The organism is Massilia sp. (assembly GCF_032106685.1).
In the GTDB taxonomy this organism is placed as follows: domain Bacteria; phylum Pseudomonadota; class Gammaproteobacteria; order Burkholderiales; family Burkholderiaceae_D; genus Telluria.
In genome coordinates this window covers 22,107-41,396 of record NZ_DAMCPG010000044.1, presented here as the reverse complement: position 1 = coordinate 41,396, position 19,290 = coordinate 22,107, and the positions used below count along the sequence as shown (strand labels likewise).

Here is a 19,290-nt window from a genome sequence, read left to right as displayed (position 1 = left end):
ACCACGCCGCGGCTCGACAGTTCAGTTAACCCAACAGGAAACGGTGACAGCGCCCCTTTTTTTGGCCGCACGGCCGGGCTGGCGCTATGATCGGCGGTATCCACCCCATCAGGAGACCGCCTTGGACGACCCGCACATCGCCGCGCACCCCCGGGAACTCGAATTCTGGTTCGAATTCGGCAGCAACTACAGCTACCTGGCGCTGATGCGCGTGGAGGCGCTCGCGGCCAGCCAGGGCGTGTCCCTGCGCTGGCGCCCCTTCCTGCTCGGCCCGATCTTCCGCCAGCTCGGCTGGAACACTTCTCCCTTCGTCCTGCAGGAAGCCAAGGGCCGCTACATGTGGCGCGACATGGAACGCGAGGCGCGCAAATACGGCTTGCCGTTCGTGCGGCCCTCGGTCTTCCCGCGCAAGGCGGTGCTGCCGATGCGCGTGGCGGCGCTCGGCGCGCAGGAAGCCTGGATGGGCGCATTCTGCCGCCGCGTGATGCATCAGAACTGGGTCGAGGATCTCGACATCGACGACCCTGCGAACGTCCTGCGCGCGCTGGACGGCCTGGTGGCCGACCCGCAGGGCGTCGTCGCGGCGGCCCTGCTGGAGCCGAACAAGGCGCGCCTGCGCGCCAGCACCGAGGAAGCGCAGGCGCGCGGCGTGTTCGGCGGGCCGACCATGTTCGCCGGCGACGAAATGTTTTGGGGTAATGACCGCCTCGAGGATGCGATCGCCTGGGCGGCGTCCGGACGGCGCTGAGACGTGCGCACCGGCAACGCAAGCGCGCGGACGGTGCGCCGCTATTTAGTGTAGGATTCGGCCATGTTTTCGAATACACAACAGGCCGTTTCCCATGCACTCTTCCGGTAAGTCCGCCCTCACTGTTTCCGCATATGACTGGAGCACCAGTACGCTGGGCGACCCGGCAAGCTGGCCGCAAGCGCTGCGCCTGGCCGCGGATCTGATGTTCAATACGCCGCTGCCGATGCTGCTGCAATGGGGGCCGCAGTCCATCCTCCTGTGCAACGAAGCCTATGGCGCGCTGGCCGGGCCGGGCTTCGGCCGCGTGCCGGGCGGCTCGGTGCCGGCCGTGATGCCGCCGCCGCTCTCCGCCGGCCAGGAAGGCCTGGCGCGCGCCTGGCGCGGCGAGGCGGCCGTGGTCGCGAACACCGCGGTCGGCTTCGGAGCGGCCGATCCGGCCCGCTACGACCTGCATTTCACGCCGGTCGCGGCGGACGGCCAGGTCGGCGGCGTGCTGTGCGCGCTCGGCCCCGCCAGCGCCGTCGAGACGGCCGGCGCGCTCGATGAAGGCGGCGCCCTGCAGATCCTGGTGGTCGAGGACAACCTCGATTCGCAATACCTGGTGTGCGAGATGCTCAAGGCCTTCGGCTACGAGGCCGACGGCGTGGCCCATCCGGACGACGCGCTGGCGCGGCTGGCGGGCAAGCGCTACCAGGTGCTGTTCACCGACGTCAGCCTGCCCGGCATGTCCGGCGTCGACCTGGCGCGCGAATCGCTCCGGCGCCACCCGCACCTGAAGGTGATCTTCGCCTCGGGCTACGGCGACATGCTGCTGCGCCACCTCGAATTCCCCTACCAGTCGCTGCAGAAGCCCTACGAACTCGACCAGCTCCAGGATGCGCTGAACAAGGTGGCCGGCCAACCGCGGGTGGGCGCCTGAGTGCCGCCCAAGCGTGTGCGGGCGGCCGTCGCGGCTGGGCTAGAATGGCTCCAGGCCGCGTCCGTGCGCGCATCCCCGCCGCCGCGGGCGCCTGCGCACGCGCCCGGCGCCGCACCGAGCAAGGAACCATGATGTCCACTGAAACCACCGGCAAGCGCACGCGCCCATCCATCCCGGGCGACCGGGAGCACGCGTGCGTCCGCGCCATGGCCATGGGGATCGCGGCGGGGATCCCGGTGGGAATGCACCCATGAGCGACAACCGCGACGACCTCGAGATCATGCGCTCGGCCGCCCTGCGCAACGCCAGCAGCGTGCTGGCCGCGCGCCAGCGTGCCGAAGCCGAGCTGATGGCCGCCAAGGAAGCGCTGCGCCAGGCCAACGAACGCATGGAGAACATGCTCGAGAGCCTGACCGACGCCTTCTGCGCGGTCGACTTCGACTGGCGCATCACGTACATCAACGGACGCGCGCTGACGATGCTCGCGCCCCTGAACAAGACCCGTCAGGGCCTGCTCGGCAGGAACCTGTGGGAGGAATTCGAGGAGTTGCATGGCAGCAACCTCGCCAACGAGCTGCGCCGCGCGATGGAATCGCGCCAGATGGGCAGCCGCGAGTTCTTCTACCCGCGCCTGCAAATCTGGATCGAGGCCCGCCTCTACCCCTCGCCCGACGGCCTGACGCTCTACTTCCAGGACATCACCCAGCGCCGCGCCGACCAGCAGGCCCTGATCGACGGCAACAGCCGCCTCCAGGTGGCGCTGGCCGCCGGCCGCCTCGGCGACTGGCGCTGGGACGCGGCCAGCGACCGCGTGACCCTGGGCGAACGCGCCGCCGGCATCCTCGGGCTGGAAGCGGAAATCCCGCTGGCCTGGCCGGCGCTGCGCGCGCGCCTGGACGAAGGCGACCGCGAAGCGGTGCGGCGCGCCGTGCTGCACGCCTTCGCCACCCATTCCGACCTGAACATCGAATGCCGGCTGCTGTCCGACGGCGGCCAGGCGCGCTGGATCGCCCTGGTCGGCCGCGCCGATTACGCCAACGTGGCCCAGCGCGACAGCGTGGTGGGCATGACCGGCGTGGTGCAGGACATCTCCTCGCGCAAGAACGCCGAGGACAGCCTGCGCCAGAGCGAGGAAGTGCTGCGCGCCCTGGCCAACACCATCCCGCAGCTGGCCTGGATGGCCCAGGCCGACGGCGCCATCGTCTGGTTCAACGAGCGCTGGTACGAATACACCGGCACCACGCCTGACAGCGCCACCGGCTGGGGCTGGCAAGACACGGTCGACCCGGAGGTGCTGCCGGCGATGCAGGAACACTGGCGCACCTCGATCCGCACCGGCGAGCCGTTCGAGATGGAATACCCGATCCGCGGCGCCGACGGCCAGTACCGCTGGTTCCTGACCCGCCTGAACGCGGTGCGCGACCGGCGCGGCATGGTAGTGCGCTGGTTCGGCACCAACACCGACGTCGACCAGGTCAAGCGCGCCGAGCAGGCCCTGCGCGAAGAGTCGAAAGTGCTGGAACTGCTGAACAGCACCGGCAGCGCCCTGGCATCGACGCGCGACCTGCGCTCGCTGCTGCAGGTGGCGACCGACGCCGCCAGCGGCATCGCCGGGGCCCGCTTCGGCGCTTTCTTCTACCACGGCAAGGAAGGCGAGAAGCCGACCTTCTCGCTCTACACCCTGACCGGCGGTAGCGCCAACGAATTCCAGAGCTTCGGCGAGCCGCACGCCACCGCCCTGTTCGGACCGAGTTTCCGCGGCGCCGGCCTGGTGCGTTCGAACGACATCGGCGCCGACGACCGGCACGGGCCGGCCTCGCCGCAGTTCGGCATGTTCTCGGACAAGCCGATCGTACGCAGCTACCTGTCGGTACCGGTGGTGGCCGCCAGCGGCGAGGCGATGGGCACGATGTTCTTCGGCCATCCCGAACGCGGCGTGTTCACCGAGCGCACCGAGCGCATCGTGCGCGGCATCGCCGCCCAGGCCGCGGTCGCGCTCGACAACACCCGCCTCTACGAAGCGGCCCGCCAGGCCGCCGAGGAGCGCAAGATCCTGCTCGAGAGCGAACGCGAGGCGCGCGCCGAGGCCGAGCGCTCCAGCCAGATGAAGGACGAATTCCTGGCCACCCTGTCGCACGAGCTGCGCACGCCGCTCTCGGCCATCCTCGGCTGGGCCCAGGTGCTGCGCCGCGGCGGCAAGGACGAGGCCGACCTGCAGCGCGGCCTGCAGACCATCGAGCGCAACGCCCGTTCGCAGGCCCAGCTGATCGAGGACCTGCTCGACATGAGCCGCATCACCTCGGGCAAGGTGCTGCTCGACATGCAGACGCTGTCGCCGGCCAGTTTTGTCGACGCCGCCATCGAGACCGTGCGCCCGGCGGCCGACGCCAAGAACATCCGCCTGGAGAAGCGCTACGACACCGGCCTGGGCATGATCGCCGGCGACCCGGCGCGCCTGCAGCAGGTGGTGTGGAACCTGCTGTCGAACGCGATCAAGTTCACGCCGCGCGACGGCCAGGTGACGGTCGAGCTGACCCAGCGCGACGGCTCGGTCGCCATCACCGTGCGCGACACCGGCGCCGGCATCCGCCCCGAATTCATCACCCACGTGTTCGAGCGCTTCCGCCAGGCCGACGCCTCGATGACGCGGCGCCACGGCGGGCTGGGACTGGGGCTGTCGATCGTCAAGCACCTGATCGAGCAGCACGGCGGCACGGTGCGCGCCGAGAGCGCCGGCGAAGGCCTGGGCGCGAGCTTCTCGATCGAGCTGCCGCTGGCCAAGGCGGCGCCGCAGACCGCGCGCTCGCGCGCCGGCCTGGTCGGCGCCCCGCCCCCGCCCACGCCGGAACTGACCCTGCGCGACCTGAACGGCGCCTCGGTGCTGGTGGTCGACGACGACCGCGACGCCCGCGAACTGATCGCGCGCATCCTGACCGACTGCAATGCCCGGGTGCGCATTGCCGCCAGCGCACGCGAAGCCTTCGACGTGCTGCGGGCGGACTTGCCCGACCTGTTGATCAGCGACCTGGGCATGCCCGAGGTCGATGGGCTGGAACTGCTGTCCTGGGTGCGCGGCCTCGGACGCGACCGCGGCGGCTTGCTGCCGGCCGTCGCCCTGACCGCTTTCGCGCGTTCGGAAGACCGCCTGCGCGCCCTCGAAGCGGGCTTCAACGCCCATATTTCGAAGCCGGTCGAGCCGAGCGAGCTCATCGCGACCGTGGCGTCGCTGGTGCGCCCGCCGGCGGCCCGGACACGGTTGTGATGTTCCTACCCGCGCACGCGGCGCTGTCCTACAAGAAATTCCGGGGCATTTGCTAGACTAGGATAGATGGGAAAGTCGGATTCCTGTGTGAAATTTGTTTCCTTCCAGTACCTATTTAGACGAGAAGAAGCATGCCGAGCAGACAAGACATTTTGAACGCCAAAATTTTGGTCGTGGACGATTCGCCCGACAATATCGAGCTGATGGAAGAGATATTGCGCGAAGAGGGCTACACCAACGTCAGCTCGACCATGGAGCCGGAACAGGTGTGCCCGCTGCACCGCGAGCACAACTACGACCTCATCCTGCTGGACCTGCAGATGCCCGGCCTGAACGGTTTCCAGGTCATGAAGAGCCTGAAGGAAATCGAAAAAGGCGGCTACCTGCCCGTATTGGCCCTGACGGCCCAGCCGAGCTTCAAGATCGCGGCGCTGGAAGCGGGCGCGCGCGACTTCATCAGCAAGCCGTTCGACTTATTGGAAGTCCACAAGCGCATCCACAACATGCTCGAGGTGCGCCTGCTCTACAAGGAGCTGGCCCAGTACAGCCGCGCCCAGCAGGAACTGGCCCTGCACGACGCCCTCACCGGCCTGCCGAACCGGCGCCTGCTGGAAGACCGCATCGAGACCGCCCTGCAGCACGCCAACCGCAGCCATGCCAAGGCCGCGATCATGTACCTCGACCTGGACGGCTTCAAGGCGATCAACGACACCTATGGCCACGCCTACGGCGACGAGATCCTGAAGATGGTGTCGCAGCGCCTGCTGGCCACCTCGCGCAAGGAAGACACGGTGGCGCGCCTGGGCGGCGACGAATTCATGGTGGTGCTGGGCGACATCCATTGCCTGGCCGATGCCCAGGGACCGGCCGCCAAGCTGGTCGAGGCCCTGTCCGAGCCCTTCTTCATCAACGACCTGACGCTGCGCCTGTCGACCTCGATCGGCATCAGCATCTACCCGGACGACGCCGAATCGGTCGACGCCCTGATCAGCATCGCCGACTACGCGCTCTACGAAGCCAAGCGCGCCGGCAAGAACCGCTACTGTTCCACCGCCGGCGGCACGCGCCAGGTCGCGGTGAAGGCCACGCCCCCAAAGCAGGTGGCTGAGCTGGCCCAGCACCGCTGACCCGCCAGCCGCCCGCGGGCAGCCCAGCCCCTTTCATCGGCGCCGGCCCACCAGCCCGGCGCCGTTTTCATTCCTGGACCGGCGCATGGCCTGATTCTCTCCTGCATCGATCGTTGGCGGCTGAATTATCAGGCGCACGTAGGGTGGACGGCTCCGCCGTCCACGCGTCGATTGTTAACGGCTCCGCTATCGGGCGCGATGATCTTGCCGCCAACCATCGACGCGTGGACGGGGAACCCCGTCCACCCTACGTCCAACGAAATTCCGCCAACGACGACGGCGCCCGCCACCCGCTCGATGCGGGCGACGGGCGCCGTGATATGTCGTGTGCCGCGCCGGCGGCGCGCGGCCGCCGGCCTGGTCGCGCTTACGCGCTGCCAGGCTGCTTGCCCTCGGTACCGACGCAGGGCTTGCCCACCGCTTCCTCGTTGTGGGCGGCGATCGCGTCCGCGTTCTGGTGGTCGCGGGCGGCGTCGACCTTGTCCGGCGCCACTTCGATGCGGGTGATGCCGGAATCGACCGAGATCGGGTCGCTGGCCGGGAAAGTCATCTCGACGGCGTCGTCGAGCAGGGTTTCCTTGGCCACCTCGCCCTGCGGCCGGCCGCCGCCGGCGCCAGCCATCATGTTGAGCGCAACGGCATTGGCGACGAGCTCCAGCCGCGCCAGCTGGCCGACGGTAGCGACGCCGAACGCGTCCTGCAATGCCTTGGCCTCTTTCTCGCCGACGCCGCACAATGCGGTCAGCGGACAATCCATCAGTTCACGCGGCGACTTGCCGTGGAACGCTTCCTTGACGATCGTGGTGATATTCATATTTGTCCTTTCAAGTGGGCGCGCCTGTCCTCCATTGACACGGTTGAACTGGACACGGTTCCACTATCGCACAGGCCTTCGGCGCACGTATGTGCGGTGCCGTACATGCCGGGCAAGGGCGGGCGCAAACGCGCGCACGATTGCTGGCAAACATTGCATATTGCCGTGCTATCATTCGACGCCGCACAACCGTGTCTTTACTACCGGAAAGCGGAAACACTCTGCTATCCTTGCCGGATCATGAGGGATACGCAGACAGATTCATCGCCCTCGGCCATTGCCTTCGATAACGCAGCAGGAACGACGTGCCAACCACCGATAAACCGAAGATTCTGGTCGTCAACGACGACGCAGCCAGCCTGCTGGCACTGACCAGCCTGCTCGACCAGTGGGCCAAGGAGACCGGGTACACGGTACTCTCGGCGCGCTCCGGGCAGGAGGCGCTGCGCCAGGTCCTGCTGCACGATTTCGCGGTCATCATCCTCGACGTCAACATGCCCGGCATGGACGGCTTCGAGACCGCCGAGGCGATCCACCAGCGCGCCCGCTCGGCCGACATCCCGATCATCTTCGTCACCGCCTTCCTGGCCGACGAGATCGACCGCCTGAAGGCCTACCAGCGCGGCGCCGCCGACTTCCTGTTCACCCCGGTGATCCCGCAGATCCTGCACGCCAAGGTGTCGGTGTTCGTGGCCCTGGCCAACAAGAACGAGCAACTGCGGCGCCAGGCCGAGAAACTGTCCCAGCACACGCTGGAACTGACCGCCACCAACGAGCGCCTGATGCGCGAGATCGAGGACCGCCAGGCGGCCGAGCGCAAGAGCCACGCCAAGGACGAATTCCTCGCCATGCTCGGCCACGAACTGCGCAATCCGCTGTCGGCGATCAGCAGCGCCGCCGCCCTGATCGACATGCCCGGCGCCGGCCCCGAGATGGCGGGCCGCGCGCGCCAGATCATCGGCCGCCAGAGCCAGCACCTGTCGCGCATCGTCGACGACCTGCTCGACCTGTCGCGCGCGATGTCGGGCAAGATCCTGCTGGCGCGCCGTCCGGTCGACATGGCCAGCCTGGTCGGCGCCTGCCTCGACACCTTCCGCGCCACCGGCCGCACCGCCGGCTACCGCATCAATGTCGACCTGGCGCCGAACTGGGTCGACGGCGACCCGACCCGCCTCGAGCAGATCGCCACCAACCTGATCGACAACGCGCTCAAGTACACGCCCGCCGGCGGCACCATCGACATTGGCCTCGCGGCCGAGGACGAGGACGTCCTGCTGACCGTCAGCGACACCGGCGTCGGCATCGCGCCCGACCTGCTGCCGCACGTGTTCGACGTCTTCGTGCAGGGCTCGATCAGCCTGGACCGCGCCCAGGGCGGGCTCGGGATCGGGCTGTCGCTGGTGCGCCGCCTGGTCGAGCTGCATGGCGGCAGCGTCTCCGCCACCAGCGGCGGCGGCGGCGCGGGCAGCTCGTTCACGATCCGCCTGCCGCGCGCCGAACCGGCGAACGAAAGCGCGCCGGCCGAGGCGGCGCCCGAGAGCGACGCCGGCCGGCCGGCCGTGCTCCTGATCGAAGACAATGAGGACGGGCGCGAGATGATGGCCACCATGCTCGACGTCTACGGCTACCCGGTGCTGCAGTCGGCCGACGGGCTCGACGGCGTGGCCCTGGCCATGGCCGAACTGCCGAAGGTGGCCCTGGTCGACATCGGCCTGCCGGGCATCGACGGCTACGAAGTGGCGCGCCGCCTGCGCGCGCATCCCGAGACGCGTGCGATGCGCCTGATCGCCCTGACCGGCTACGGCCTGGCCGATGACCAGCGCCGCGTGCTCGAAGCCGGCTTCGACATGCACCTGGTGAAACCGGTCGACATCGCCCAATTGCTGGGCGCGCTGGGCGAGCCGGCGCCGCTGCGGGCGGCGGCCGGCTGAGCCGGGGCGTGGACATCGGGTCCACGCGGCCTGATCGGCGAACATCGTTGTCGCCGACCTCGTCGTTAAATCGTGAATGGGACGTAGGGTGGGCGGGTTTCCCGCCCACGCGTTCAACAATGGGATGATCAGCCGGAGCGTGGTTTCAACCTTGATTTGAACGCGTGGGCGGCGTCGCCGTCGCGAGTATGCATCCAGCCGGGTGCAGCCGCCCGCCCTACAAGGGGCAGCGTGTTCGCATGCCCCTGTCCCGTCCGCGGTATTACATCGACGCTTCGATTTCTTCCTGGCGCGCCTTCATTTCCTGCCCCAGCGCTTCCATGTCCAGCTTCAGCTTGCGCGTTTTCGGGAACATTTCCTTCTCTTCTTCCTCGACGTGGTGCTCGATCATTTCCGACAGCACCTTGACCTTCGCATCGTAGAGTTCGTCGTCCGGGTCCATTTCCTGGATCTGGGCAATCAGGTCCTTGGCGGAGGCGTGCTCGACCACGGCTTCGTCGACCATGTCCTCGGTTTCCTCCTCGCCCTTGCTGGCTTCGCGGGTGGCCGGGTAGAAGATCTCTTCCTCGATCGTAGTGTGCATGATCAGGGCGTTGCAGATCTGGTCGGCGATCTTCTTCTTGCTGGCCTTGGCGCGGTCGGTGAGCTTTTCGAACTGCTCGAACAGGTCCTCGACCTCGCGGTGCTGCTTCGTCAGCAGCTCGACGGCATCGACGGCGGCGGTGGCGTTACTGGTCTTATTGCTAGGCATGTGCGCTCCCTGAAATGGTTTGTGTATTCAACAAGATCCTGAAGCTCAAGCGTGATCCGAATCGCCCGCGCCTACCGTTCGGCAACGCACGCTGGGTCCCAGTGCGCGCTTCCTGTACGAAGCTGTTGTATGATTCTGGAAACATTTAACCGAGCCTACGATGACCGCACCGGACCCGCACCACCCCCACCCGGAACTGGATCGGCAGCTTGCCGAACGCAACGCCGAGCTGACAGAGCTCGTCGGCCACCTGATGAATTGCTGGGACGAAGAGCGGCGCCTGCTCGCGCGCAAGCTGCACGACAGCCTCGGCTCCTCGATGACCGCGCTCACCATGCACCTGGGCCTGTTGTCCAAGAATTTGACCGACAGTAAAGCCGTCGAGCGCGCCAACCAGATGAAAGGCTTGCTCAACAACATCATCGAGACCAACCGCAAGGTGCAGCTGTCGCTGTGGAACGACAAGCTCGAGTTCCTCGGGATCAAGGCCGCGCTGCTCGAACTGGTCGCCGAATTCGGCGCCGAACACGGCGTCCAGGCGCGCGCCAGCCTGCCCGACGACGACGACGCCTATCCGCGCGCCCAGGGCGTGGCGCTGCTGCGCTGCGCCGAGGAAGGATTGCGCAACGTGCTGCGGCACGCGCGGGCGAAGAAGGTCGAGGTGATCCTGGACGACGACGGCGACCAGTTGATGCTGACCGTGCGCGACGACGGCATCGGCCTGGGCGGCGGCGCCGCGCCGTCGGAATCGCTCAACTGCCACGGCCTGCGCCTGCTGCGCGAACGCGCGCGCGCGCTCGGCGGCAGCCTGACCCTGGCGCCGGCGCCGGACGCCGGAACCGCGCTGACCATGGTGTTGCCGCGCCAAATGCCCGGGTAAGGCCGGCGCCGGTCGCTTTCGCGGGCGTTGCGGCACGCAAACGGCGTACCGCGTGGGCTCGGGAGCCCACCCTACGAGCCTGCCGCGCCAGATGCCGTAGGGTGGGCGGCTCCACCAGGGCAAACGCCTGCCCCTGGCATGTGCGCCGCCCACGCGTTCAACAACAGCTTAAACAGCCGCGGCGTGGATTCAACCGCGGTTTGAACGCGTGGGCGGCATCGCCGCCGCGACGACGCCTGCTACCGCGTGCAGCCGCCCACCCTGCTAGTGCAGCTTGACCAGCGGCGTGGTGCGCCGGATCAGGAAGCGCGCCAGCGCGAGCAGGCCCGTGCGCATCGAACCGAGCACCGCCTGGTGGTGCATCAGGTGCAGGCTGGTGTACATGAAGCGCGCCAGCATCCCCTCGACGAACCAGCTGGTCCCGCGTAGCGAACCCATCAGGTTGCCGACGCTGGTGGTCTTGCCCACCGAAACCAGGGAACCGTAATCGCGGTAACGGTAAGGTTTTTCGTCGAACGGCTTGCCGGCCGCCATGCGCACGAACTGCTTGAGCAGGTAGTCGGCCTGCTGGTGCGCGGCCTGGGCGCGCGGCGGCACCGGCTTGCCGGCCGCGTCGATGCAGGCGGCGCAATCGCCCAGCGCATACACGCCGGACACACCCTTCACGCGCAGGTTGCCGTCGACCTCGATCTGTCCACCCTTGTTCACCGGCAGGCCGAGCGTGCCGAGGAATTCGGGCGCGCGGATGCCGGCCGCCCATACGACCAGGTTGGCCGGATACACGTTGCCGGCGTTGTCGAGCACCTTGTCGGGCTCGATCTTCGTCACGCGGCAATCGGTCACGACCTGGATGCCGCGTTCGCCGAGCAGCTTGAGGGCCGCCGCCGAAACCCGCTCGGGCAGCGGCGCCAGGATGCGCGGCGCGCCCTCGAGCAGGGTGATGCGCACGTCGCGCTTGACCTGCAGGCGCGAGAAGCCATAGGTGGCGTACACGCCCGAGGCCTCGCGCAGTTCGGCCGCCAGCTCGACGCCGGTGGCGCCGCCGCCGATGATCACCACGTCGAGGGCGGCGACGGCATCGGCGCGCTCCTCGCGCGCCTGCTCGGCCACCGCCATCAGGCGCAGCAGGCGCAGGCGGAAACGCTCGGCGTCCTCGGTGACGTTCAGGGAAATCGTGTTTTCGCGCGCGCCCGGCACGCCGAAATAGTTGGCGGTGCTGCCGACCGCCATCACCAGCGAGCCGTAGCCGATCTGGCGCTCGTTCAGGACGTCCTCGCCGTCGGCGGCGCGCACGGCGCCGACCGTGATGCGGCGCTGCGCGGCGTCGAGATGCGTCATCGGGCCGTAGACGAAGGTGAAGCCGTTATCGTGGGCCAGCATCTGGTAGGACAGGCCCTCCTGATGGATGTCGAGCGTGCCGGCCGCCACCTCGTGCAGGGAAGGCTTCCAGATGTGGTAGAGGCGGCAATCGACCAGCATTACCTTCGAGGGTCCGAGCTTGCGCCCCAGTTTGCAGGCCAGTTCCAGGCCGCCTGCCCCGCCACCGACGATTACGATTTCACTCTGCAAAGTCTTGCTCCGGATGCTGTGCCACATGACACCGCCTCCAGTTTACACCGGCGGCGAAAAGCACGTGGCGCGGGCCCTGAATTTGCGGCCCGGTCCTGCGCCGGCGCTCAGTGACCGCGGCCGTGTCCGTGCCCGTTGCCGTGCCCGTTGCCGTGGCCCTTGCCATGGCCATGACCATGACCGCGGTCGTCATGACGGTCGTGGCGGTCGTGGCGGTCGTGATGGCGCTCGACGACGCGGTAGTGGCGCTCGCGATAGCGCGGGGCGTAGGTGTTGGTGTACCAGTCGTCGCGCACGAACATCACCGGACGGCCGCAGGCGTCGTAGCGGCCGCAGTAATGTTTCCACTTCTTGCGGTGACCCGGCGGCACGCGCAGGTAGATCGGCTCGACGCGCACGTGGCGCACTTCGCGCACGACCACCGGACGCTCGTAGATCACCGGCGGACGGCCGAAATCGCCGATGTCGAGGCGTCCGTAGAAGCCGGGCTGGCCGACGCTGATGCTGACGTTGGTCTGGGCCAGCGCGGGCGCCGCGCAGGCGGCCAGGGCGACGGTGGCGAACAGCAGCTTGAAGGGAGATGTCATCGTGGGTCCTCTTGATATCTTGTCTGATATGAACTTTATCAGGCGAAAGGTTACTTTTCAGTATGCTGCAACACACATTTACAACTTGTCGCGCGCCAATGGCCTCTGTGGCATGAATCAGACGGGCTCCTCGCTACAATCGGCCCCTACGCACTGCAAGGAGCCTTTCATGTCCCGTCACCGCATTTCCCTGGCGCTCGCCGGCCTGCTGGCCACGGCTGCCGCCCAGGCCCAGGTCGGCGCCGGCGTCGACCTCGGCACGACCGGCGCCGGCGCCCACCTGGTATTCGGCCTCTCCCCCAGCCTGAACGCCCGCCTCGGCCTGAACTACTTCAAGCACGATTTCAGCAAGAGTACCGACGACGTCGATTACGAGCTCGACGGCAAGCTGCAGACCTTCGACGCCCTGCTCGACTGGTATCCGCGCGCCGGCGGCAACTTCCGCCTCTCGGGCGGCGTGTTCTACAACGACACCCGCTTCGACGCCGTGGGCAGGCCGGACCGCAGCGGCAGCTTCCGCGTGAACGGCACCACCTACGACGCCGCCCAGGTCGGCCAGCTGGTCGGCAAGGTGGACTTCCGCAAGGCCGCGCCCTACCTCGGCATCGGCTGGGGCAATCCCTTCGCCACGACGCGCGGCTGGCGCTTCGGCGCCGACCTCGGCGTGTTCTACCAGGACGAGGCGCGCGTCAGCCTGCGCAGCGTCAACTGCACCGTGCAGGCCGGGCTGTGCGGCCAGCTTGCCGGCGACCTGGCGGCCGAGGAAGCGCGCCTGGCCGAGGAAGCCTCGGACTACAAGTTCTATCCGGTGCTGCGCGCCAGCCTGTCCTACAGCTTCTAAGCCCATACTGCGCGCGGCCCGGACGCGGTTTTGGCTATGATCGGCGCCAAGGAGGTTCGCCATGAAACTGCACGCTCTGCGCCTGCCCGCCCTTGCCCTGGCCTGCGTCCTGGCCAGCGGCTGCAAGGACCGCCACGAGCCGGTCAAGCCGACCGTGCCCGCGCCATCGAGCATGTTCGTCGACCGCTGATGCCGGCCTGGTGTCGTTTGGTCGTGCCCGCCGGCGCGCGGCAGGGTAAACTAGCGGCTGTTCATTTTTGCCCAAGGTTTCCATGTCGTTTGCCTCGCTCGGCCTGATCGACCAGATCGTCCACACCCTAGAATCGCTCGATTACGAGACCCCGACCGCCGTCCAGAGCCAGGCGATTCCCGCCGTCCTGGCTGGACGCGACGTCATGGCCGCGGCCCAGACCGGCACCGGCAAGACCGCCGGCTTCGCCCTGCCCCTGCTGCAGCGCCTGTTCAAGAAGACCTCGAAGGTCAGCCCGAACGCGGCGCGCGCCCTGGTGCTGGTCCCGACCCGCGAGCTGGCCGAGCAGGTGCACGAGAGCTTCCGCGCCTACGGCGCCGGCCTGGAACTGCGCACCATGGTCGCCTACGGCGGGGTCAGCATCAATCCGCAGATGATGAACCTGCGCAAGGGCGTGGACGTGATCGTCGCCACGCCCGGCCGCCTGCTCGACCTGCACCGCCAGAACGCGGTGAAGTTCAACGAGGTGCAGACCCTGGTGCTGGACGAGGCCGACCGCATGCTGGACCTCGGTTTCTCGAAAGAGCTCGACCAGGTGTTCGCCGCCCTGCCGAAGAAGCGCCAGACCCTGCTGTTCTCGGCCACCTTCTCCGACCAGATCCGCGCCATGGCCAACCGCCTGCTGCGCGAACCGGTGCGCATCGAGGCGACGCCGCGCAACACCACGGCAAGCGCGATCAAGCAGTGGCTGGTGCCGGTCGACAAGAAGCGCAAGCCCGAGCTGTTCCTGCACCTGCTGAAGAAGCACGGCTGGCCCCAGGTGCTGGTGTTCGCCAAGACCCGCAAGGGCGTGGACGAGCTGGTCGGCCTGCTCGAGGCCAAGCGCATCGCCGCCGACGCGATCCACGGCGACAAGCCGCAGCCGGCGCGCCTGCGCGCGCTGGAACGCTTCAAGGCCGGCGAGGTGAAGGTGCTGGTGGCGACCGACGTCGCCGCGCGCGGCCTCGACATCGACGACCTGCCGGTGGTGGTCAACCTCGACCTGCCGATCGTGGCCGAGGACTACGTGCACCGCAGCGGCCGCACCGGCCGCGCCGGCGCCTCGGGCGAAGCCATTTCGCTGGTCTGCGCCGACGAGGTGGAGCAGCTGGCCGCGATCGAACTGCTGACGAAACAGACGCTCAAACGCATCGAGGAAGACGGCTTCGAACCGGACCACCGCGTGCCCGAGACGAATGCCAGCGGCCAGGTCATCAAGAAGCCGAAGAAACCGAAGAAGCCGAAGGGCGACGCGAAAGTGGTGCAGGAAGACGTGCGCTTCAGGCGCTGAGCGTCACCAGGCGCACGTGAAATATTATTTCATTTCTAGCTATCTTCTGAAATAATATTTCACTGCAATACCAGCCGCAGCTTGCGCACGCCTTCTTCCCCGGTCGTGACCTCGAAGCCGAGCTTCTTCACCAGCGCGATCATGCGGCTGTTCTGCGGCAGCACCTCGCCGACGATTTCGCGCGTGCCGCGGCTGCGGCAGTAGTCGATCAGCTTGCCCATCAGGATCCGCCCCAGGCCGTGGCCCTTCAGGTCCGAGCGCACCGTCACAGCGAATTCGGCCGAGGTGTTGTCGGGATCGGCCACCACCCGCCCGACGCCCAGCGTCTCGGGCTCGCCGTCCGCCCCGGTGCGGGTGGCGATGAAGGCCATCTCGCGGTCGTAGTCGATCTGGGTGAAGCGCGCCAGCTGCGAAGGCTGCAGCTCGCGGATGCGCACGAACATGCGGTAGCGGATGTCGTCGGGCGTGAGCGCGTCGAAGAACTTCAGGTGGGCGGTGCCGTCCTCCGGGCGCACCGGGCGCAGCAGCAGCGTGCCGCCGTTCCAGTCGATGGTCTCTTCCAGCTCGCGCGGATAGGGCCGGATCGCCAGCCGGTCGAGGGCCGAACCGGCGCGGTCGGGCAGCGCCAGGCGCACGCGGGCATCGAGCACCACGGCGCCGCCGGCGTCGGCCAGCAGCGGGTTGATGTCCAGCTCCACCACCTCGGGGATGTCGCACACCAGGCGCGAAACCTGCACCAGGGTCGCCAGGATCGCATCCATGTCGGCCGGCGCGCGGTTGCGGTAGCCGGCCAGCAGGCGCGCCACCCGGGTGCGTTCGACCAGGTCGCGCGCCAGCACCGCGTTCAGGGGCGGCAGCGCCACCGCATGATCGTCCGTGACCTCGACCGAGATGCCGCCCTGGCCGAACAGGATCACCGGCCCGAACACCCGGTCGGTCGCCGCGCCGAGGATCAGCTCGCGCCCTTCCGGCCGGCGCGCCATCGCCTGCACCGCGTAGCCCTCGAAACGGGCGTCGGGACGCAGCCGCGCCAGGTGGCGCCGCACGCGCTCGGCCGCCGAGCGCACCGCCTCTTCGGAATCGAGGTCGAGCGCGACGCCGCCGACGTCCGACTTGTGCATCACGTCCGGCGACAGGATCTTGACCGCCACCGGAAAACCGATGCTCCTGGCCGCCGCCACCGCTTCCTCGACGTTGCTTGCCCTGCGCGTCTCGACCAGCGCCATGCCGTAGGCGCGCAGGATGGCCTTGGTCTCGGGGTCGGTCAGCAGCGTGCGGCCGGCCTGCAGGGCTTCGCGCACCAGCGCGCGCGCCGTCGCCCGGCCCGTCGCCAGCGTGCCCGTGATCGAGGGCGGCACCTGCATCAGGAGGTTCTGGTTGCGCCGGTAGTGCACGATCTGCAGGAAGCTGGCGACCGCGTCCTCGGGCGTGTCGAAGGTCGGCATGCCGGCGTCCGAGGCGAACTCGCGCGCCTGCGCCACCGAGTCCCCGCCCAGCCAGCACGACAGCACGTTGCGTGCGCTGCCGCGCGCCAGCGGCGCGATCGCCCGGGCGATCTCGGTGCTGTCGACGGTGGCGGTGGGCGAATGGATGACCAGCACGGCGTCGGCGCCCTTGTCCTGCAACAGGATCTCGAGCGCCTGGCGGTAGCGCTCCGGCTCGGCGTCGCCGAGCAGGTTGACCGGGTTGGCGCGCGAGCCGCCCGGCGGCACCAGGGCCCCGAGGCGCTCGACCGTCTCCGGCGCCAGCGGGGCCAGCCTGCCGGCGCTGCCGTCCAGGGCGTCGGCCGCCAGCATGCCGGGACCGGCGCCGTTCGCCAGGATCGCCAGGCACTGCCCATGCATCGGCTTGGCGCGCGCCAGCGTCTCGGCCGCCGCGAACAGTTCCTCGGTGGTCGACACGCGCAGCATGCCGGCGCGCCGGATCGCCGCGTCGAAGACGTCGTCGGCGCCGACCAGGGTCCCGCTTTCGGTGGCCGCATGCGCTCCCGCGCCGGCGCCGTCCAGGTGGCGGCCGGCCTTCAGGATCAGGGTCGGCTTGCTGCGCGCCGCCGCGCGCGCCGCCGACATGAACTTGCGCGCATAGCGCAGCTCGTCCACGTAGAGCAGGATCGCGGCGGTGGCGCCGTCGCTGGCCAGGTAGTCGAGCACGTCGCCGAGGTCGACGTCGGCCGAGTCGCCCGTCGCCACGACATGGGAAAAGCCGATGCCGCGCGAGCGCGCACGGTCGAGCACGCCCATCATCAACCCGCCCGACTGCGACACGAAGGCGATCCGCCCGGGCAGCGCCCCGCTGCTGGCCACGCTCGCGTTCAGGCCGAGCGCGGGCGAGAGCATGCCGGCGCTGTTCGGCCCGAGGATGCGCAGCAGGTAGGGATGGGCGGCGTCGAGCATGACCTGCTTCAGCGAGCGGCCGCGCTCGTCGCGCGCCTCGTGCAGGCCGGCGCTGAGCACGATCGCGGCGCGCGTGCCCTTTTCGCCGAGCTGGCGGATGATGCCGGGGACGGTGGCGGCCGGGGTGCAGACGATGGCCAGGTCGGGCGTGGCCGGCAGCGCCGCCACGCTGGGATAGACCGGCTGGCCGGCCAGCTCGGTGCGGTTCGGGTTGACCGGGTACACGGTGCCTTTGAAACCGCTTGAAGCCAGGTTGGCCAGCAGCGTGGCCCCGAGGCTGCCCGGCCGGTCGGACGCCCCGACCAGGGCGAGCGAGCGCGGCGCGAACAGCGATCGCAGGTTGCGGGTGCTCATGGCCGCTCCGCCGGCACGGCAGGCTGCGGCCGAAGTTGCGGCCGCGTTTCAGCCGTGCCCGGCAAAATCGGCGAACTGGCTAGACTTGGCTTCACGACCCACCACTCCTTTCCCCATGAACGAGAACAAGAACAATCCCAAGGACCAGCCCAAGGACCAGCCCAACAGCACGCCGCAGGACGACCCGGGCGCGGGCGACAGCCGCAAGGTCATCTACGCCGCCATCGTCGCCAACCTCGGCATCGCGGCCGCCAAGTTCGCCGTCGCCGCCGTCACCGGCAGCGCTGCCATGCTGGCCGAGGGCATCCACTCCGCGGTCGACACCGGCAACGAACTGTTGCTGCTCGTCGGCGAGAAAATCTCCGGCCGCAAGCCCGACGCGCGCCACCCCTTCGGCTACGGCAAGGCCGTGTATTTCTGGGCCCTGATCGTCGCCTTGTCGGTGTTCTCGCTCGGCGGCGGCCTGTCGATCTACCACGGCATCCACAGCCTGCAAGAACCGGCGCCGCTGACCGACCCGTTCTGGAACTACGTGGTGCTGGGCGTCGCCTTCCTGTTCGAAGGATACAGCTGGAACGTCTCGCGGCGCGCACTGAACAGCAAACGTCGGCCCGGCGCCACGCTTTGGCAGACCGTGAAGGCCAGCAAGGACGCATCGGTGTTCACCGTGTTCATCGAAGACAGCGCCGCCCTGCTCGGCATCGTGATCGCCGCCGCCGGCATCTGGCTCGGCCACCTGCTCGACAACCCCTACATCGACCCGGCCGCCTCGATCCTGATCGGCCTGCTGCTGGTGGGCGCCGCCGTCACGCTGGCGCGCGAGACCGGCGCCCTGCTGGTCGGGGAAAGCGTCGGCGTCGAGCAGACTGGCCGGCTGAAGGACATCTTCCGCCAGGACCCCGCGCTGGAAGACGTGGGCCGCCTGATGACGATGCAGCTCGGCCCGGACGAGATCCTGCTGACGGCGGCGGTGCGCTTCCGGCGCGGCATGCGCATCGACGAGGTGGACCTGGCGATCGCGCGGCTGGAAAGCGCGGTGCGCGAATTCGATCCGACGATCCGGCGCGTCTACTTCGAGGCCGCGGCCCTGCGCTCGGCGATGCGGTAGCGGCGCTCGGGCAAGGCGCGCAGCAGCGCGGACTGGGCCAGCAGCGCGGCCATCAGTTCCTCGACCAGCGGCGCGACCACGCCCTGCGGCAGTCCGGCCGACAGCGGCAGCTGGGCCGCGTGCGCGCGCAAGGTCCGTGCCCGCGCCAGCACGGCCACCGGCACCGCCGCCAGGGCGCCGCCGCCGGGTACGTTACCGCTGAAGAAACGGACGCGGTAGCGGCGGTCGACCAGCAGGGTGCCGTTCAGGAAGCGGTCGACGCCGACGTCGAACAGCACGTGCTGGACGACCTCGGCCGCGCGGTCGGCGAGCTCGCGCCGGTTCTTGCGGCGGCGCGGAATGAAGAGCTGGGCGATCCAGGCCATCGGCGTGGTCCTTGGCTTGACTAAAGTACAAAATTTTACCAGCCCGTATTTATGCTGGCAATCAACATGCATGCCACCCTCATCGGCGCGCGCGGCCCGCAGAGGTAGGTCGGGATGG

Annotated in this window: 16 protein-coding genes; 10 read left to right on the top strand and 6 right to left on the bottom strand. The window is 68.6% G+C overall.

Annotation, left to right across the window (positions count from 1 at the left end):
• Positions 1-121: 121 nt before the first annotated feature.
• The 4 genes from RT688_RS19835 (at position 122) to RT688_RS19820 (ending at position 6,059) form a co-directional block, all read left to right on the top strand.
• Positions 122-748 (top strand): 2-hydroxychromene-2-carboxylate isomerase, encoded by a 627-nt coding sequence (locus RT688_RS19835; RefSeq protein WP_313706562.1) that lies wholly within the window; start codon positions 122-124, stop codon positions 746-748.
• 94 nt (positions 749-842) lie between these two features.
• Complete coding sequence (locus tag RT688_RS19830; protein ID WP_313706561.1) at positions 843-1,670, top strand: response regulator; 828 nt, start codon at positions 843-845, stop codon at positions 1,668-1,670.
• A 250-nt stretch (positions 1,671-1,920) separates the two neighbouring features.
• Positions 1,921-4,932, top strand: coding sequence for an ATP-binding protein (locus RT688_RS19825; protein ID WP_313706560.1), 3,012 nt, complete (start codon positions 1,921-1,923; stop codon positions 4,930-4,932).
• 131 nt (positions 4,933-5,063) lie between these two features.
• On the top strand, positions 5,064-6,059 hold the full coding sequence (locus RT688_RS19820) for a diguanylate cyclase domain-containing protein (protein ID WP_313706559.1): 996 nt from the start codon (positions 5,064-5,066) through the stop codon (positions 6,057-6,059).
• A gap of 367 nt (positions 6,060-6,426) precedes the next feature.
• Here the strand turns inward: RT688_RS19820 and RT688_RS19815 are convergent, their stop codons facing one another.
• The gene (locus RT688_RS19815; protein ID WP_313706558.1) at positions 6,427-6,873 is read right to left on the bottom strand and encodes a hypothetical protein; all 447 of its coding nucleotides are present in this window, start codon (positions 6,871-6,873) and stop codon (positions 6,427-6,429) included.
• A 305-nt stretch (positions 6,874-7,178) separates the two neighbouring features.
• Here RT688_RS19815 and RT688_RS19810 point away from each other — a divergent pair, with 305 nt between their 5' ends.
• Positions 7,179-8,804 (top strand): response regulator, encoded by a 1,626-nt coding sequence (locus RT688_RS19810; protein WP_313706557.1) that lies wholly within the window; start codon positions 7,179-7,181, stop codon positions 8,802-8,804.
• Between the two features lie 262 nt (positions 8,805-9,066).
• On the opposite strand, the gene RT688_RS19805 is transcribed toward RT688_RS19810, so the two are convergent.
• The gene (locus RT688_RS19805; protein WP_313706556.1) at positions 9,067-9,555 is read right to left on the bottom strand and encodes a hemerythrin domain-containing protein; all 489 of its coding nucleotides are present in this window, start codon (positions 9,553-9,555) and stop codon (positions 9,067-9,069) included.
• A 160-nt stretch (positions 9,556-9,715) separates the two neighbouring features.
• On the opposite strand from RT688_RS19805, the gene RT688_RS19800 reads away from it, so the two are divergent.
• Entirely contained in the window at positions 9,716-10,435 is a 720-nt protein-coding gene (locus RT688_RS19800) for an ATP-binding protein (RefSeq protein ID WP_313706555.1), read from the top strand.
• Positions 10,436-10,699: 264 nt separating this feature from the next.
• On the opposite strand, the gene RT688_RS19795 is transcribed toward RT688_RS19800, so the two are convergent.
• Positions 10,700-12,004: an NAD(P)/FAD-dependent oxidoreductase gene (locus RT688_RS19795; RefSeq protein ID WP_313706554.1), complete on the bottom strand. Its 1,305-nt coding sequence runs from the start codon at positions 12,002-12,004 to the stop codon at positions 10,700-10,702.
• A 107-nt stretch (positions 12,005-12,111) separates the two neighbouring features.
• Entirely contained in the window at positions 12,112-12,591 is a 480-nt protein-coding gene (locus tag RT688_RS19790; protein ID WP_313706553.1) for a hypothetical protein, read from the bottom strand.
• A gap of 169 nt (positions 12,592-12,760) precedes the next feature.
• On the opposite strand from RT688_RS19790, the gene RT688_RS19785 reads away from it, so the two are divergent.
• The 3 genes from RT688_RS19785 (at position 12,761) to RT688_RS19775 (ending at position 14,952) form a co-directional block, all read left to right on the top strand.
• Positions 12,761-13,432, top strand: a complete 672-nt coding sequence (locus tag RT688_RS19785) for a hypothetical protein (protein ID WP_313706552.1) — start codon at positions 12,761-12,763, stop codon at positions 13,430-13,432.
• 61 nt (positions 13,433-13,493) lie between these two features.
• Positions 13,494-13,622, top strand: coding sequence for a hypothetical protein (locus tag RT688_RS19780; RefSeq protein WP_313706551.1), 129 nt, complete (start codon positions 13,494-13,496; stop codon positions 13,620-13,622).
• A gap of 82 nt (positions 13,623-13,704) precedes the next feature.
• Positions 13,705-14,952 carry a DEAD/DEAH box helicase gene (locus RT688_RS19775; RefSeq protein ID WP_313706550.1) on the top strand — a complete coding sequence of 416 codons (1,248 nt, stop codon included), beginning with the start codon at positions 13,705-13,707 and terminating at the stop codon, positions 14,950-14,952.
• Between the two features lie 59 nt (positions 14,953-15,011).
• Here RT688_RS19775 and RT688_RS19770 read toward each other — a convergent pair whose 3' ends face one another.
• Positions 15,012-17,699 (bottom strand): bifunctional acetate--CoA ligase family protein/GNAT family N-acetyltransferase, encoded by a 2,688-nt coding sequence (locus RT688_RS19770; RefSeq protein ID WP_313706549.1) that lies wholly within the window; start codon positions 17,697-17,699, stop codon positions 15,012-15,014.
• A 115-nt stretch (positions 17,700-17,814) separates the two neighbouring features.
• Here RT688_RS19770 and RT688_RS19765 point away from each other — a divergent pair, with 115 nt between their 5' ends.
• A complete protein-coding gene (locus RT688_RS19765) occupies positions 17,815-18,807 on the top strand; it encodes a cation diffusion facilitator family transporter (protein ID WP_313706548.1) in 993 nt (330 codons plus the stop codon).
• Here the strand turns inward: RT688_RS19765 and RT688_RS19760 are convergent.
• Positions 18,768-19,172, bottom strand: a complete 405-nt coding sequence (locus tag RT688_RS19760; RefSeq protein ID WP_313706547.1) for a hypothetical protein — start codon at positions 19,170-19,172, stop codon at positions 18,768-18,770. The genes RT688_RS19765 and RT688_RS19760 overlap by 40 nt on opposite strands.
• Positions 19,173-19,290 lie beyond the last annotated feature (118 nt).

What these genes read in the sequence shown, in the direction of transcription:
- RT688_RS19830 (WP_313706561.1), top strand. Translation starts at nt 843, where the DNA reads ATGCACTCTTCCGGTAAGTCCGCCCTCACTGTTTCCGCATATGACTGG.
- RT688_RS19825 (WP_313706560.1), top strand. Translation starts at nt 1,921, where the DNA reads ATGAGCGACAACCGCGACGACCTCGAGATCATGCGCTCGGCCGCCCTG.
- RT688_RS19820 (WP_313706559.1), top strand. Translation starts at nt 5,064, where the DNA reads ATGCCGAGCAGACAAGACATTTTGAACGCCAAAATTTTGGTCGTGGAC.
- RT688_RS19815 (WP_313706558.1), bottom strand. Translation starts at nt 6,873, where the DNA reads ATGAATATCACCACGATCGTCAAGGAAGCGTTCCACGGCAAGTCGCCG.
- RT688_RS19805 (WP_313706556.1), bottom strand. Translation starts at nt 9,555, where the DNA reads ATGCCTAGCAATAAGACCAGTAACGCCACCGCCGCCGTCGATGCCGTC.
- RT688_RS19800 (WP_313706555.1), top strand. Translation starts at nt 9,716, where the DNA reads ATGACCGCACCGGACCCGCACCACCCCCACCCGGAACTGGATCGGCAG.
- RT688_RS19790 (WP_313706553.1), bottom strand. Translation starts at nt 12,591, where the DNA reads ATGACATCTCCCTTCAAGCTGCTGTTCGCCACCGTCGCCCTGGCCGCC.
- RT688_RS19785 (WP_313706552.1), top strand. Translation starts at nt 12,761, where the DNA reads ATGTCCCGTCACCGCATTTCCCTGGCGCTCGCCGGCCTGCTGGCCACG.
- RT688_RS19780 (WP_313706551.1), top strand. Translation starts at nt 13,494, where the DNA reads ATGAAACTGCACGCTCTGCGCCTGCCCGCCCTTGCCCTGGCCTGCGTC.
- RT688_RS19775 (WP_313706550.1), top strand. Translation starts at nt 13,705, where the DNA reads ATGTCGTTTGCCTCGCTCGGCCTGATCGACCAGATCGTCCACACCCTA.
- RT688_RS19770 (WP_313706549.1), bottom strand. Translation starts at nt 17,699, where the DNA reads ATGAGCACCCGCAACCTGCGATCGCTGTTCGCGCCGCGCTCGCTCGCC.
- RT688_RS19765 (WP_313706548.1), top strand. Translation starts at nt 17,815, where the DNA reads ATGAACGAGAACAAGAACAATCCCAAGGACCAGCCCAAGGACCAGCCC.
- RT688_RS19760 (WP_313706547.1), bottom strand. Translation starts at nt 19,172, where the DNA reads ATGGCCTGGATCGCCCAGCTCTTCATTCCGCGCCGCCGCAAGAACCGG.